The sequence below is a fragment of the Streptomyces sp. NPDC046122 genome (genome assembly GCF_056429965.1).
In genome coordinates this window covers 148,209-162,580 of record NZ_JBWKLQ010000002.1, presented here as the reverse complement: position 1 = coordinate 162,580, position 14,372 = coordinate 148,209, and the positions used below count along the sequence as shown (strand labels likewise).

The window sequence follows — 14,372 nt, the reverse complement described above, 5'->3', positions numbered from 1 at the left end:
TCCGGCCCTCGTCGTCCGTCTCCGAAGTCCGAAGTCCGAGGAAGTTGGTCCAGCCGTGGTTATGGGGTTCTCGATCGCCCTGATCGTATTCAGCCTGCTGCTGATGCTGCTGGTTCTGATGCACAAGGGGAAGGGCGGCGGTCTCTCCGACATGTTCGGTGGCGGCATGCAGTCGTCGGTCGGTGGGTCCTCGGTCGCCGAGCGCAACCTCGACCGCATCACCGTGGTGGTGGGTCTGATGTGGTTCGCGTGCATCATCGTGCTCGGCCTGCTGATGAAGCTGGACAGCTGACCCGACGTCCGGTACGGAGACGGGAGCGCGGCCTATCATGGGGTTGCGACTCGCGTCTGCGGGGACGGGGTGCAACTCCGGCCACTGGACGCGCGTTGAGCCCTACGTAGACTGGGGCGCTCGCAGCTGAGCTGTTCGACGACTCCGCGGCGGCAGCCGCTGACTGATGCAGTCCAGCACATCACGCAGGGAGTTACGACCGTGGCAAGTGGCAACGCGATCCGGGGAAGCCGGGTCGGAGCGGGGCCGATGGGCGAGGCTGAGCGCGGCGAGTCCGCGCCCCGTCTGCGCATCTCCTTCTGGTGCTCGAACGGGCACGAGACGCAGCCGAGCTTCGCCAGTGACGCTCAGGTCCCGGACACGTGGGACTGCCCGCGCTGCGGGTTCCCGGCCGGACAGGACCGGGACAACCCGCCCGCTCCACCGCGCACCGAGCCGTACAAGACGCATCTCGCGTACGTACGGGAACGGCGCAGCGAAGCGGACGGCGAGGCGATCCTCGCCGAGGCTCTCGCGAAACTGCGGGGCGAAATCTAGGATTCGTGGTCCGGCCGGACGCCTTCGGGTGTCCGGCCGGAGCGCTTTCGGCGGCCGATTGTCAGTGGCGGCCCCTACGGTTCTCGAAGCAGGGGAACCGGAGGGGGAGTTGTGACGACGCACCAGGACGCGACGGCTGAGCCGGCCGCGACGAAGAGCCCGGCGCCGGCCTGGCGCGGGGGTTTCGGCCGGCTGTGGACGGCGGCCGTCGTCTCGAAGTTCGGCGACTCGCTGCGCGCCGCCGCGCTGCCGCTGCTCGCCGCCTCGCTGACGTCGGACCCCGTGCTCGTGGCGCTGGTGACGGCGTGCGGCTACCTGCCCTGGCTCCTGTTCGGGCTCCTCGGCGGCGCCGTCGCCGACCGGGTCGACCAGCGGCGGGCGATGTGGACCGTGGATCTGGTGCGGGCCGCGCTCATGGCTGCCTTCGCGGTGGCGGTCGCCCTGGGCCACGCCTCCATCGCGCTGCTGATCGCCCTCGCCTTCGCGCTCACGACGCTCCAGACGCTCTTCGACAACGCGGCCACGGCCCTGCTGCCCTCGCTGGTGCCGCAGGCCGCGCTGGGCAGTGCCAACGCCCGCCTGCTGAGCGGGCAGCAGATCGCGGGCGGTTTCCTGGCCGCCCCACTGGTGCCTGCGCTGCTGCTGGCCGGCGCGGCCTTCCCGTACGCCGTGGACGCCGCGACGTACGTCGTGGGGGCGGTGCTGATCGCCTCCCTGCGGGCGCCGGCACCGGAGCGGGCACCGAGACCGGCGGGCTCGACGCTGCGCGGGGACATCGCCGAGGGCCTGCGGGCGCTGTGGCGGGACCGGGTGCTGCGCGGGCTCTGCGTCGCCACGACCCTGTGCAACATCGGCATGGCCGCGCTCATCGCCACGCTGGTCCTGCACGTCACCGGGTGGCTCGACGGCGGACACGGCGGTTACGCGGCGGCCGTCACGGCGTACGGCGTGGGCAGCGTGGCGGGCGGGATGCTCGCGGGACGGCTGTCCGCGCGCATCGGACGGGTCGGCAGCGTCCTGGCCGCAGGCGCGGTACAGACCGGCTGCCTGGCCGCGATGGGGCTGGCCCATGAGCTGTGGGTGGCGGTCGCCGCGCTCGCGTTGTTCGGCTTCATGGGGCTGGTGTGGAACACCCAGCAGGTGACGCTCATGCAGGAGCGCAGTCCCGCGGCGATGCTGGGGAGGATCGGCTCGGCCTTCCGCACGCTCGCGATCGCCGGGGCTCCGCTCGGCGCGCTGCTCGGCGGCGCCGCCGCCTCCGCCTGGGGGCTGAACACGCCCGCGCTGCTGGCGGCGGGGCTCTTCGCGGCCGCCACAGCATCGCTGGCCGTTCTGATCAATTAGGTTGGAGGAGCAGCGGGGCATGCACGCAGGTACGAGAAGAAGTGGGCTGATGTCCGAGATGAACGCAGAAAGCCGTACCAGGCTCAACCGGATGCCCGAGTGGGCCGCTCTCGCGAAGCACCGTGAGCAGCTGGGCCAGACGCATCTGCGAGAACTGTTCACCGCCGATCCGGAGCGGGGCAGCGGGTACACGCTCAAGGTCGGCGACCTCTATCTCGACTACTCCAAGCACCTGGTGACGGACGAGACGCTGGGGCTGCTGCGCGAACTGGCCGCGGCGGCGGGGGTGGCGGAGCTGCGGGACGCCATGTTCCGGGGCGAGAGGATCAACACCACCGAGGACCGCGCGGTGCTGCACACCGCCCTGCGGGCCCCGCGCGACGCGGTGATCGAGGTCGACGGCGAGAACGTCGTCCCTGCCGTGCACGCGGTGCTCGACAAAATGGCCGCCTTCGCCGAGCGGGTCAGGTCGGGGGAGTGGACCGGCCACACCGGAAAGCGCATCAAGAACGTCGTCAACGTCGGCATCGGCGGCTCCGACCTCGGGCCCGCCATGGCGTACGAGGCGCTGCGGTCCTTCACCGACCGGGACCTGACGGTCCGCTTCGTCTCGAACGTCGACGGGGCCGACCTGCACGAGGCGGTACGCGATCTGGACGCGGCCGAGACCCTGTTCATCATCGCCTCCAAGACCTTCACGACGATCGAAACCATCACCAATGCCAGGTCGGCGCGCGACTGGCTGCTGACGAATCTGCGGGCGGACGCCGGCGCCGTCGCCAAGCACTTCGTGGCCCTGTCCACCAACGCCGAGAAGGTCGCCGACTTCGGCATCGACACGGCCAACATGTTCGAGTTCTGGGACTGGGTCGGCGGACGCTACTCGATGGACTCGGCCATCGGCCTGTCGCTGATGATCGCCATCGGCCCGGACCGCTTCCGCGAGCTGCTCGACGGCTTCCACCTCGTCGACGAGCACTTCCGCACCGCGCCCCCCGAGGAGAACGCGCCGCTGCTGCTCGGTCTTCTCGGCCTCTGGTACGGGGCGTTCTTCGACGCGCAGGCCCACGCGGTCCTCCCGTACAGCCACTACCTGTCGAAGTTCACCGCGTACCTCCAGCAGCTGGACATGGAGTCCAACGGCAAGTCGGTGGACCGCGAGGGCGACCCGGTCGACTGGCAGACGGGGCCCGTGGTCTGGGGCACCCCCGGGACGAACGGGCAGCACGCGTACTACCAGTTGCTCCACCAGGGCACGAAGACGATCCCGGCGGACTTCATCGGCTTCGCCCGGCCGGTCGCCGACCTGCTGCCGGGCCTGGAGGCCCAGCACGACCTGCTGATGGCGAACTTCTTCGCCCAGACGCAGGCGCTGGCCTTCGGCAGGACGCCCGAGGAGGTGCGCGCGGAAGGGGTCGCCGAGGAGTTGGTGCCGCACAAGACGTTCCTCGGCAACCACCCGACCACGACGATCCTCGCGGACGACCTGACACCTTCGGTGCTGGGGCAGTTGATCGCCCTGTACGAGCACAAGGTGTTCGTACAGGGCGCCGTGTGGAACATCGACTCGTTCGACCAGTGGGGCGTCGAGCTCGGCAAGGTGCTCGCCAAGAAGATCGAGCCGGTGCTGACCGGGGCCGACGCGGACGGCGAGCAGCTGGACAGCTCGACCGCGACGCTCGCCGCCACGTACCGGACGCTGCGCGGTCGCTGACCGGGCGGAGGGGGGAGGCCGGCCGTGACCGGTACCGGGTCCGGGGGGACCGTGCGGCTGCGGCCGCCGAACAACACGCTGGACCGGCGGGTCGTCGGCTGGTGGCGGACCCGGTGCCTGCTGCTGACCGCGGGGCCGGTGGCCGCAGCAGCCGTGCTGGGCGCGTTCCTCGCGCCCGCACGGCCGTGGCTGCTGATGGCCGCCGGGGCGGTGGCGGTGCTCGGCGCGGCCGCCTCCGCCCTGCTGCCTCGGTGGTGGTTCGGGGTGCACCGCTGGGAGGTCACGGACGACGCGGTGTACGTGCGTACCGGTTTCTTCCGGCAGGAGTGGCGGATCGCGCCGATGTCGCGCATCCAGACCGTGGACACGGTGCGCGGACCTCTGGAGCAGGCGTTCGGGCTGTCCACGGTCATCGTGACCACCGCGTCGTCCAAGGGCGCGGTGACGATCGAGGGGCTCGACCACGAACGCGCCGCCGGACTCGCCGACCGGCTGACCGTGCTGACGCGGGCCACACCCGGGGACGCGACGTGAGCGACCGGGGGAACGGGGAGCGGCCGGCCGACGGTGACGGCTGGCGGCGGCTCGCCCCGCGCACCGTCCTCGCCGCCGCGCTGGTCATGGCGGGCATCGCGGCCGGTGCGGGGCTGCCCGTGTTCGCCGGACTCGCCGGCGGCAGGCCCGTGTGGCAGGCGCTGGCCTGGGCACTCGGCGCGGCCGTGCTGCTGATCGCGGGCGGCTCGGCGCTCGACTGCGTGCGGTGGCACCGCACGCGGTACCGCCTGGGCGCCGAACGCGTCGAACTCCGCACGGGGCTGCTGCTGGTCAAGCGCCGTTCGCTGGCGCGAGAGCGCATCCGCAGCGTCGACCTGACGGCGAACGTGCTGCTGCGGGTGCTCGGGCTCGTGAAGGTCCGCATCGGTACGGGCGAGAACACGGGCGGCGGCGAGTCCACCCTCGAACTCGACGCCGTCACGCGCGCGGAGGGCGAGCGCCTTCGTACGGAGCTGCTGGATCGCGGACCGGCCGCCGCAGGGGCCGGCCCGCACCGGGAGGGTGAACTCGCGGTCCTCGACCCGGCCTGGATCCGGTACGCGCCGGTGTCGTTCGTGGTCCCGGCGCTGGGTGGCGCCGCGGTGGGCGGGCTGATGCAGGTCAGCGAGTGGTTCGGCGCACGGGGACGGCTGATCGGTTGGGTGCGGGACCGGTTCCAGGACACGCCGGTGCTGTGGATCGCCGTCGTGCTCGTCGCGGCGGCGTGTGCGGCGGGGGTCGTCGGGGCGCTCGGCCTGTGGGTCGAGATGTGGTGGAACTACCGGCTGGAGCGGGAGCCGGGAGGTACGTTGCGGGTCCGCCGCGGCCTGTTCACCACCCGGTCGGTATCCGTCGAGGAGCGCAGGCTGCGCGGTGTGGAGCTCGTCGAGCCGCTCGGCGTGCGCATGGTGGGCGCGGCGCGGGTCGACGCGGTCGCCACGGGACTGTCGACGGGGGAGGACAGCGGTGGTCACGCGGATCACAAGACCCTGCTGCCCGCCGTGCCCCGGGCCACGGCGGAGGGGGTGGCGGCCCACGTCCTGCGCGAGGCCGCCTCGCCCACGCGCGCGGCCGGCCTCACGCCGCACCCGCCGGCCGCGCGCAGGCGCCGGCTGCGCCGGGCGGTGGGGGCGGCGCTGGCCCCGGTGCTCGTCCTCGCCGGCCTCGGTGTGCTGCTGACCGACGTCCTGCTGTACGCGGCCGTGGCGGTCGGCATCGTGCTGGTGCCGCCTGCGGCGCTGCTGGGGCGCGACGCGTACCGCAGCCTGGGGCACGGGATCAGCGGCGGCTACCTGGTCGCGCGCTCGGGGACGGTGCGGCGTACGACGGTCGCGTTGCAGCGGAGCGGGGTGATCGGCTGGACGGTCAAGCAGTCCGTGTTCCAGCGGCGGGCCGGCCTGGTCACGCTCATCGCGACGACCGCCGCCGGGGCGGGCGCGTACGCGGTGTACGACGCCGACGAGAGCGAGGGCCTGCACTTCGCCGACACGTCGGTACCGGGCCTGCTGACGCCCTTCCTGGAACGGACCGGCGACTGACAGGGCCGAGCGCGCCTGCCGGGGGCCGGCGAAACCCGGCGGGCCGGGTCAGGTGGCCGTGGTCAGGGTGTCCGCGGGCGGTGGTGCGTCGCCCGGGCGGCGGGGAGGGCGGCGGCCGCGACCGCGCCCAGGACCGCCGCCGTCACCACCGCCAGCAGGACGAGGGGCGAAGGGGCGTGCGCGATGCCGGCGCCCACGCCGCTCGACGCGCCCTGCGCGTCGATCAGCGCGTCGGCCAGCAGCACTCCGAGCGCCGTACCCCCCGCCGCGGCGGCCAGTGCCGTGAGGGCGGCGGAGGTCACGATCATCGCCGTGACCTGGCGCGGGGTCAGGCCCACCGCCTTCAGGGCCAGCAGGTCGCGTTCACGCTCGCGCACGCTCGCACCGATCACGGTGAGCAGCTCGGTCAGGCCGATCAGGGCCAGTACGGCGATCAGCCCCACGACCACGCCCCGGGCGGGAGCCAGCCCGTCGGCGGGTCCCGTCGCCCCGCCGACGTCCAGCCGGCCGTCCAGCGCGCTCGCCAGTTCCGTGCTCACCGCGCCCGCGTCCGCACCCGGCCGCAACCGCACCTGGTAGAAGGCCCGTGCGAGTGCGGGGTCGCGCTCGCGGAGGGTGTCGAGGTCGGTGGTGACGACCCGGCCGGCGTTCTCGGGTTCGATCACGCGGCCGACGACGTGCAGGATCTGCGGCCGCCCGCCGACCGTCATCCGCACCCAGTCGCCGACCTCGATGTTGAGAAGGTCGAGCAGCCCCTGGCCCGCCACCGCCTCGTCGGGCCCCCGAGGCGCACGCCCCTCGGCAGGGGCGAAGGCGTAAGGCCGGGCCCGGGAACCGAGGCCGCGCAGCGCGATCGTGCCCGTCTGCCCGGGGACCAGCGCCGCGACCTCCACCCCGGGGTGGGCGGAAGCGACCCCGGGGTTCGCGTCCAGTACGTCCCTTACTTCGTGGTCTTCCAGGCCCTCCGCCGCACGTACCGTCAGTTCCGCCGCCGCGCCGTTCGCCCGGCCCTGGAGGCCGTCCAGCGTGGACCAGGCGCTCAGCGCGACCGTGATCAGCAGAACCGGCAGGGCCAGTCGCGCGATCGAGGACAGCGCGCGTGTCCGGCGGCCGAACGCCGCGTGCCAGCCCAGCACCGCCGCGGGCGCGACGCCCAGCCCGAGCGCGCGCCGGGCCGCCGCCGGCATCCGGCCGAGCACGGGCTCGGCGGACCGCAGCGCCGGCACGGGCGGCACCCGCCCCGCCCGCCACGCGGCGAGGCCGGTGGCCGCGCCGATGACCAGCAGCGCGGCGGCCGGCAGCGACAGGAGTACGGCCGTGTGGGCGGGGAGGTCCTGCCACACGCCGACCGCCTCGCCGATCCGGCCGGGCAGCCGCGAGCCCAGCGTCTCCACCAGCGCCGTTCCCAGCACCACGCCGGTCAGGGCGAAGGCGAGGTGCTGGACGAGGAAGATGCGTACCACCTGGGCGGGCGTGAAACCGATCGCCTTCAGGACGGCGATGTCCCGCAGGTGGCCGCGGATCCGGGTGCTGATCGCGCCGGTCACCGCCAGCGCGGCGGCCAGCAGCGCGCCCAGTCCGAAGACGCCCAGGAGCAGGCCGAGCAGCCGGCTGTCGCTCTGCGCCTCGGCGCGCGCCTGGTGCCAGTGGGAGACCTCGGCGACCTCCCCGGCGCCCAGTGCGGTGACCGCCCGCTGCACCGCGAAGTTTGTGTCGTCGGGGTCGTCGAGCCGCACTCCCACGACCTGCCCCGCGCGGTCGGCCGGCGCGCCGGTGAGGGCCGGTTCGCCGGGCAGCACCCAGCCGGTGCCCGGCCGGTCGCCGGGCCGGTAGGGGGACTCGGCGCTGTCCGCGACGCCGAGCACGGTGAGCCGGCGTACCGACGCCCCGCCGGCGGCCGGCAGCGACAGGGTGTCCCCGGGCCCCGCCCACAGCGCGCGGGCCAGACTGCTCTCCAGTACGACGCCCCCCGTCGCCCCTGGGTCCAGCCAGCGTCCCGAGGTGACCAGGGGGCGGCCCGTCACGGGGCGGTCGGCCGCGCCGCGCAGTTCGACGGCGGCCTCCGCGCCCTGGGACCGCAGGGTCGTACGGGCCGTGCGGTACGGACCGGAGAGCGCGTCGACCCCGTCGAGCCGGGCCAGTCCCGCCGCGTCGGCGGAACGGCTGGTGTGGATCCACACATGGGCGCCGCGCGACTCGTTGAACACGCGCTGCCAGGGGTTCGCGGCGTAACCGAGGAGCGCGCCGGCCAGGAGCAGCGAAACGATGATCCCGGCGGTGGCGAGCACGATGAACAGCGCCTCGCCGCGGTGCGTGCGCAGGTCGGCGTGTGCCCAGCGCAGGGTGGCCCGCACCGCGTCAGTCCTTCAGTTCGAGCACGCCGGCGACGCCTCGGCGGCCGCCGGCCCTGCCGCCGAGCACCGCGTCGTCGGCCACGCGCCCGTCGAAGAAGCTGATGACCCGGTCCGCCGAGCTGGCCAGCCGGTGGTCGTGCGTGACCAGCAGGATGGTCTGGCCGCGCTGGTGGAAGCGGGAGAGCAGCCGCATCACCTCGCGGGTGCCCTTGCTGTCCAGGCTGCCGGTCGGCTCGTCGGCGAGCAGCAGCCCGGGGTGGTTGACCAGGGCGCGCGCGAGGGCGACGCGCTGCTGCTCGCCGCCGGACAGCTCGCCCGGCATGCTGCGCTCCTTGCCCTCGAGGCCCAGCTCGGCGAGCAGCTTCTCGCGCTCGGCGCGGGCCTGGCGCGCGTTGCTCCCGGCGAGCAGGGCCGGCAGTTCGATGTTGTCGGCGACCGTCAGGTTGGACACCAGGTTGAAGAACTGGAAGACGACGCCGATACGGCGGCGGCGCAGCACCGCCCAGCGGGCCTCGCTGTGGCCGTCGACCCGCACGCCGTCCAGCCAGATGCCGCCGCTGTCCGGCCGCTGGAGGCCGCCGAGCAGATGCAGCAGCGTCGACTTCCCCGCACCGGACGGGCCGGTGACCGCGACGAACTCGCCCGGGTGGACCGTGAGGTCGACGCCGCGCACGGCGTAGACGGGGGCGCCCTCGCCCCGGTGGGTCTTGACGAGCCCTTCGGCGCGCAGGACGGGCGCGGGCGCGTCGGCGCGAGGCGCGGCGGGGGAAGGCGCGACGGAAGCGGCATTGGAGGGCACGGTGGAGGAAGGCGCGGAAGCGGGCACGCCGGAAGGTGCTTCGTCGCTCATTCCAGCTCCTCCTGACAGCGTTCCAGCCAGTCGAGGTCGGCCTGCAGATGCAGCATCGCGCCCTCGATCAGCAGCTGGGAGATCCGGTTGTCCCGGTCCTCGGCGGCGGCGAGTTTCGACAGGTCCCGCAGGGTGTTGAGGTACTGCCGCCGCTGTTTGTTGATGAGAGTGATCTGGTCGGCCATGCCGGAGGCCGGTGCGAGAGCGAGCTTCATGAAGAACTCGTCGCGTACGCGCGGCTCGTCGGTCGGATCCTCGAACCAGACATGCAGTGCTTCCCGCCCGGCGTCCGTCAGCCGGTAGATCTTCTTGTTCGGCCGGCTCGACTGGGCGATCTCCTCGCCCTCGATCAGTCCGGACTTCTCCAGCCGGCCGAGGGTGACGTAGATCTGGCCGACGTTCGGCTGAGGGTACGCGGCGCCCAGCAGTTGCTCAAGCCCCTGCTTGAGCTCGTACCCGTGGGCCGGTCCGCGGGCGAGGAGGGCGAGAAGGGGCAGGCGCACGCGTGCTCTCCTCCCCGTTCCGTACGTGATCCGTACCTGCTCGTCGCGGCCGGACCCGACCGCCGCCGGAGTGTGGCCCGTATCGCCCTGGTGTTGTCCGGTGGGCTCTAGTATCGCCCATGCCCAACGGGTATACATGGCCCCTGACGCCACTCGACGACGAATGACGCCGGTGCCCGAGGAGTGAACCTATGCGGTGGATACGAGCCGCCGGAAGGGGACTCCTGGCCGTCGCCGTGGTCGTGGCCGGTTACGCGGGCGGCGTCGCGCGCCCCGGCGGGCCGCCGGGCGGCGGGGACGGGCGCGGGCCCATGACGCTGGCCACGGCCGGCGATCTCACCGGGTATCTCGGTCCGCTGCTGGACGGCTGGAACCGTACGCACCCCGACGAGAAGGTCACCCTCGTCGAGCTGCCCGACTCGGCCGACGAGACGCGGGCGCAGATGATCACCGAACTGCGGACCGGCCGGGGGCGATTCGACGTCCTCAACATCGACGTCGCCTGGACCTCGGAGTTCGCCGCCGCCGGATGGATCTCCCCGGTCGACCGCGACCGGTTCCCGCTCGACGCCTTCCTGCCTCCGGTGGTCGACACCGCGACCTTCGACGGACGGTTGTACGCCGTCCCCTATGTAACGAATGCCGGACTTCTCTATTATCGCGAGGACATCCTGCGGCGCGAGGGCGAACAGCCGCCCCGCACCTGGGCCGACCTGGAACGGCAGGCGTCGACGATCGCCCCGAAGTACGGAATCGGCGGATACGCCGGGCAGTTCCTGCCGTACGAGGGGCTGGCCGTCAACGTCACCGAGGCGGTGCACTCGGCCGGCGGATCATTCCTCCGCGACGACGGCGAGCGGGTCACCGTGGACTCCGCCGCCGCCCGCACCGGGCTGGGCTTCCTGGCCCGGGGCGTGCGGGACGGCTGGATTCCGCAGGGGGCGCTGCGCTTCAAGGAGGAGGAGTCGCGGCAGGCCTTCCAGGACGGCCGGCTGCTCTTCCTGCGCAACTGGCCGTACGTCCACGCCGCGGCCGGCGGCAAGGACTCCGAGGTCACCGGGAAGTTCGGCGTGACGCCGCTGCCGGGGCCCGACGGCGCGGGCGCGAGCGTGCTGGGCGGCTCGAACCTCGCGGTCAACGCCGACTCGCGCCACCGGGAGTCGGCCGTCGATCTGATGACTTACCTGACCAGCGAGCCCGTGCAGCGCAAGGTGCTCACCGAGGGCTCGCTGCCGCCGGTGCGGGCCGCCCTGTACGCCGATCCGCAGCTCGTGCGCGCGTACCCGTACCTGCCGACGCTGCGCCGGAGCGTGCTCGCGGCGGAGCCGCGGCCCAAGAGCCCGCGCTACGACCAGGTGAGCCTGGCTGTGCAGGCGGTGGCGTACGACGCCCTGGCGCTGCGCCAGACCCCGGAGCAGGCCGTGGACCGGCTGGCGCGGGAGCTTCGGGCCGTCGCCCGCCGAGGCTGAGGCGCCCTCGCGGCCCCCTAAGTAGTTACCTGTTATCTATCTGAGCTGCATCATAACCCTGGACATACCTACGTAACTCCGGGCGGCTTTCGTTCGCATCGTTGACACCCTCTCGTCACACCTACCTAACATGCATGCATAACGGGGGCCCGCTCTGGGCACTCCCGCACGCACAAGTAGGAACAGGTCCACGGGTGATGCTCACTGCCCCGGCCGACAACGGCCTCCCCCTTCGCGTCGCACGCCACTGGTGGCGGGACGCGGTCATCTACCAGGTGTACGTCCGCAGCTTCCTGGACAGTACCGGTGACGGCATCGGCGACCTGGCCGGCGTACGGGCGGGGCTGCCGTACCTCAAGAAGCTCGGCGTCGACGGCATCTGGCTGAGCCCGTTCTACCCCTCGCCGCAGCACGACCACGGCTACGACGTCGCGGACTACTGCGACGTCGACCCGGTCTTCGGAGACCTCGCCGAGTTCGACCTGCTGATCACGGCCGCCCGGCGGCTCGGCGTCAAGGTGCTGCTGGACATCGTCCCCAACCACTGCTCCAGCGAGCACGCCTGGTTCCGCGAGGCGCTCGCCGCCGGACCCGGCAGCGCCGCCCGCGCCCGCTTCCACTTCGCCGACGGCAGGGGGCCGGGCGGCGACGAGCCGCCCAACAACTGGCGGGCGATGTTCGGCGGTCCCGCCTGGTCGCGCGTGACCGGCGAGGACGGCGCCCCCGGCCAGTGGTACCTCCACATGTTCACCCCCGAGCAGCCCGACCTGAACTGGCGCAACCCCGAGGTCGGCGCCCACTTCGACCACGTCCTGCGTTTCTGGCTCGACCGGGGCGTCGACGGCTTCCGCATCGACGTCGCCGCGGGGCTCTTCAAGCACCCCGCGCTCCCCGACTCCCCGGACCCCGAGGCCGACGAGCGGACCCGCGACTCCGTCAACCCCCTCGCCTGGAACCAGCCCGAGGTGCACGGCGTGTGGCGCCACTGGCGCGCCGTCTGCGAGGAGTACGCGGCCCGGGACGGCCGGGAGCGGCTGCTGGTGGGAGAGGTCTCCGTGCCGACTCCGCGCGAACACGCCCTGTACGTACGCCCCGACGAACTGCACCAGGCGTTCTTCTTCGACCTGCTCGGCGCCCCCTGGGACGCGGACGCGTTCCAGAAGATCATCTCTGGCGCGATGGAGGACATCGCCGGCACCGGCTCCACCGTCACCTGGGTCCTCAACAACCACGACCAGGTACGCACCGTCACCCGCTACGGCGAGTCCGCCGCCGACGGCAGCGGCCTCGGCTCCGCACGCGCCAGGGCCGCGGCGCTGCTGATGATGGCGCTGCCGGGATCGGCGTACATCTACCAGGGCGAAGAGCTCGGCCTGCCCGAGGTCGTGGACCTGCCCGACGACGTCCTGACCGACCCGATATTCCGCCGTACGGGCAGCCGCAAGCGCATCCGCGACGGCTGCCGGGTCCCCCTGCCGTGGTCGGGCCACGCCTCCCCGTTCGGCTTCACGTCGGGCATGGAAGGGGCCGCCAGGCCGTGGCTGCCGCAACCCGAGTGGTTCGCCGAACACGCCACGGACCGGGCGCTCGCCGACACCCGCTCCTTCTGGCACCTCTACCGCGACGGCCTGCAACTGCGGCGTGGGCTCCCGCAGTTCGCCGACGGCGGTCTGCGCTGGCTGGACAGCCCGCCCGGAGTGCTCGCCTTCGTCCGGGGCGACGGGCTGGTGTGCGCCGTGAACTTCGGCACCGCCCCCGTACCCTCTCCGGTCGCCGGCCCCCCGCTGCTCGCCAGCGGCCCCTGCGCCGACGGCGTACTGCCCGGGTCCACCGCCGCCTGGTGGATCAGCGACAGCGCCGCCCTGTGACCCCTCCCACTCCACCCCTTCGGAAGGAAAAGCCATGATGAGAGTGCAACGACGGACTGTGGCAGCCTGCTCCTCGGCGCTCGCCCTCGCGCTGGGCGCGACCGCGTGCGGCGGCGGTGACATCGCCCCCGCGGGAAGCGGCGGCGGGAAGCTCGACGGCAGCAAGGTGGTCGTCGCCGGTGTGTGGTCCGGCACGGAACAGAAGAACTTCCGCAAGGTGCTCGACGCCTTCTCCGAGAAGACCGGCGCCACGGTGGAGTTCATCTCCACCGGCGACAACGTCTCCACCGTCGTCGGCAGCAAGATCGAGGGCGGCAACGCACCCGACGTGGTGATGGTGCCGCAGGTGGGCGTGCTCAAGCAGTTCGCGCGCAAGGGCTGGCTCCAGCCGCTCGGCGAGAAGACCGAGCAGACCGTCACCGACAACTTCGCACCGGTCTGGAAGAACTACGGCACCGTCGACGGGGAGTTCTACGGCCTGTACTTCAAGGCCGCCCACAAGTCCACGGTCTGGTACAGCCCGGACGCCCTCGACCAGGCGGGCGTCAAGCCGCCGAAGACGTACGCCGAGATGCTGAAGAGCTCCGCCACGGTCGCCGACTCCGGACTGCCGGCCTTCGCCGTCGCCGGCGAGGACGGCTGGACGCTCACCGACTGGTTCGAGAACATCTACCTCTCCCAGGCCGGCCCCGAGAAGTACGACCGGCTCGCCGCGCACGAACTGCCGTGGACCGACGCGAGCGTCGTCAAGGCGCTCAGCACCCTGGGCAAACTGTTCTCGGACAAGGACCTCGTCGCGGGTGGCCGGTCCGGCGCGCTGAGCACCGACTTCCCCAGCTCCGTCGGGCAGGTCTTCGGCCCCGAACCCGAGGCCGCGATGGTCTACGAGGGCGACTTCGTCGGCTCCATAGCCAAGGAGGAGCACGGCCGGAAGATCGGCGAGGACGCGGCGTTCTTCCCGTTCCCCGCCGTGGACGGCGGCAAGGCCCCGGTGGTCAGCGGCGGCGACGCCGCCGTGGTCCTGAAGGACGGCCGCAACCGCAAGGCGGCCATGGCGCTCATGGACTACCTCGCGACCCCCGAGGCAGCCGAGGTCTGGGCCGCCGAGGGCGGCTTCCTGTCGCCCAACAAGAAGGCAGACCCCGCCGCGTACGGCGACGACACCGCGCGCAGCATCGCCGAGTCGCTCGTCGAGGCCGGGGACACCGTCCGCTTCGACATGTCCGACCAGGCCCCGGCGGCCTTCGGCGGCACCAAGGGCATGGGGGAGTGGAAGATCCTCCAGGACTTCCTGCGCGACCCCGCCGACCCGAAGGGCACCGCGGCCGCGCTCGAAGCCGCGGCGGCCAAGGCATTCAAGAACTGAGGG

At 72.7% G+C, this 14,372-nt stretch carries 12 protein-coding genes; 9 read left to right on the top strand and 3 right to left on the bottom strand.

The annotated features are described in order from the left end of the window. The first annotated feature begins 61 nt into the window (after positions 1–61). The 6 genes from secG to AC07FK_RS05595 all read left to right on the top strand — a co-directional run bounded on the left by secG (position 62) and on the right by AC07FK_RS05595 (position 5,959). On the top strand, positions 62–292 hold the full coding sequence (gene secG, locus AC07FK_RS05620; RefSeq protein ID WP_028813905.1) for a preprotein translocase subunit SecG: 231 nt from the start codon (positions 62–64) through the stop codon (positions 290–292). Between the two features lie 201 nt (positions 293–493). Further along, entirely contained in the window at positions 494–829 is a 336-nt protein-coding gene (locus tag AC07FK_RS05615; RefSeq protein WP_479102850.1) for an RNA polymerase-binding protein RbpA, read from the top strand. A gap of 111 nt (positions 830–940) precedes the next feature. Then, positions 941–2,173 (top strand): MFS transporter, encoded by a 1,233-nt coding sequence (locus AC07FK_RS05610; protein WP_479102849.1) that lies wholly within the window; start codon positions 941–943, stop codon positions 2,171–2,173. 58 nt (positions 2,174–2,231) lie between these two features. Then, on the top strand, positions 2,232–3,887 hold the full coding sequence (gene pgi, locus AC07FK_RS05605; RefSeq protein ID WP_479103898.1) for a glucose-6-phosphate isomerase: 1,656 nt from the start codon (positions 2,232–2,234) through the stop codon (positions 3,885–3,887). Positions 3,888–3,911: 24 nt separating this feature from the next. Next, on the top strand, positions 3,912–4,421 hold the full coding sequence (locus AC07FK_RS05600) for a PH domain-containing protein (protein WP_479102847.1): 510 nt from the start codon (positions 3,912–3,914) through the stop codon (positions 4,419–4,421). Then, positions 4,418–5,959 carry a PH domain-containing protein gene (locus AC07FK_RS05595; protein ID WP_479102846.1) on the top strand — a complete coding sequence of 514 codons (1,542 nt, stop codon included), beginning with the start codon at positions 4,418–4,420 and terminating at the stop codon, positions 5,957–5,959. The genes AC07FK_RS05600 and AC07FK_RS05595 overlap by 4 nt, the downstream gene beginning before the upstream one ends. A 62-nt stretch (positions 5,960–6,021) precedes the next feature. Here the strand turns inward: AC07FK_RS05595 and AC07FK_RS05590 are convergent, their stop codons facing one another. Genes AC07FK_RS05590 through AC07FK_RS05580 form a run of 3 tightly spaced genes read right to left on the bottom strand, consistent with a single transcriptional unit; the run spans position 6,022 to position 9,666 of the window. Next, positions 6,022–8,313 carry an ABC transporter permease gene (locus AC07FK_RS05590; protein WP_479102844.1) on the bottom strand — a complete coding sequence of 764 codons (2,292 nt, stop codon included), beginning with the start codon at positions 8,311–8,313 and terminating at the stop codon, positions 6,022–6,024. Between the two features lie 4 nt (positions 8,314–8,317). Next, entirely contained in the window at positions 8,318–9,163 is an 846-nt protein-coding gene (locus tag AC07FK_RS05585) for an ABC transporter ATP-binding protein (RefSeq protein ID WP_479102842.1), read from the bottom strand. Further along, entirely contained in the window at positions 9,160–9,666 is a 507-nt protein-coding gene (locus AC07FK_RS05580) for a PadR family transcriptional regulator (RefSeq protein WP_479102840.1), read from the bottom strand. The genes AC07FK_RS05585 and AC07FK_RS05580 overlap by 4 nt, the downstream gene beginning before the upstream one ends. Before the next feature lie 191 nt (positions 9,667–9,857). Between AC07FK_RS05580 and AC07FK_RS05575 the strand changes: the two genes are divergently transcribed. The 3 genes from AC07FK_RS05575 (at position 9,858) to AC07FK_RS05565 (ending at position 14,369) form a co-directional block, all read left to right on the top strand. After that, positions 9,858–11,135 (top strand): ABC transporter substrate-binding protein, encoded by a 1,278-nt coding sequence (locus AC07FK_RS05575; protein ID WP_479102838.1) that lies wholly within the window; start codon positions 9,858–9,860, stop codon positions 11,133–11,135. Between the two features lie 197 nt (positions 11,136–11,332). Then, complete coding sequence (locus AC07FK_RS05570) at positions 11,333–13,003, top strand: glycoside hydrolase family 13 protein (protein WP_479102836.1); 1,671 nt, start codon at positions 11,333–11,335, stop codon at positions 13,001–13,003. 34 nt (positions 13,004–13,037) lie between these two features. Beyond that, entirely contained in the window at positions 13,038–14,369 is a 1,332-nt protein-coding gene (locus tag AC07FK_RS05565; RefSeq protein ID WP_479102835.1) for an ABC transporter substrate-binding protein, read from the top strand. Positions 14,370–14,372: the final 3 nt, after the last annotated feature.

Excerpts from the sequence above, each read along its gene's own strand:
- secG (WP_028813905.1), top strand. The coding sequence starts at position 62 with ATGGGGTTCTCGATCGCCCTGATCGTATTCAGCCTGCTGCTGATGCTG.
- pgi (WP_479103898.1), top strand. The coding sequence starts at position 2,232 with ATGAACGCAGAAAGCCGTACCAGGCTCAACCGGATGCCCGAGTGGGCC.
- AC07FK_RS05585 (WP_479102842.1), bottom strand. The coding sequence starts at position 9,163 with ATGAGCGACGAAGCACCTTCCGGCGTGCCCGCTTCCGCGCCTTCCTCC.
- AC07FK_RS05575 (WP_479102838.1), top strand. The coding sequence starts at position 9,858 with ATGCGGTGGATACGAGCCGCCGGAAGGGGACTCCTGGCCGTCGCCGTG.
- AC07FK_RS05570 (WP_479102836.1), top strand. The coding sequence starts at position 11,333 with ATGCTCACTGCCCCGGCCGACAACGGCCTCCCCCTTCGCGTCGCACGC.
- AC07FK_RS05565 (WP_479102835.1), top strand. The coding sequence starts at position 13,038 with ATGATGAGAGTGCAACGACGGACTGTGGCAGCCTGCTCCTCGGCGCTC.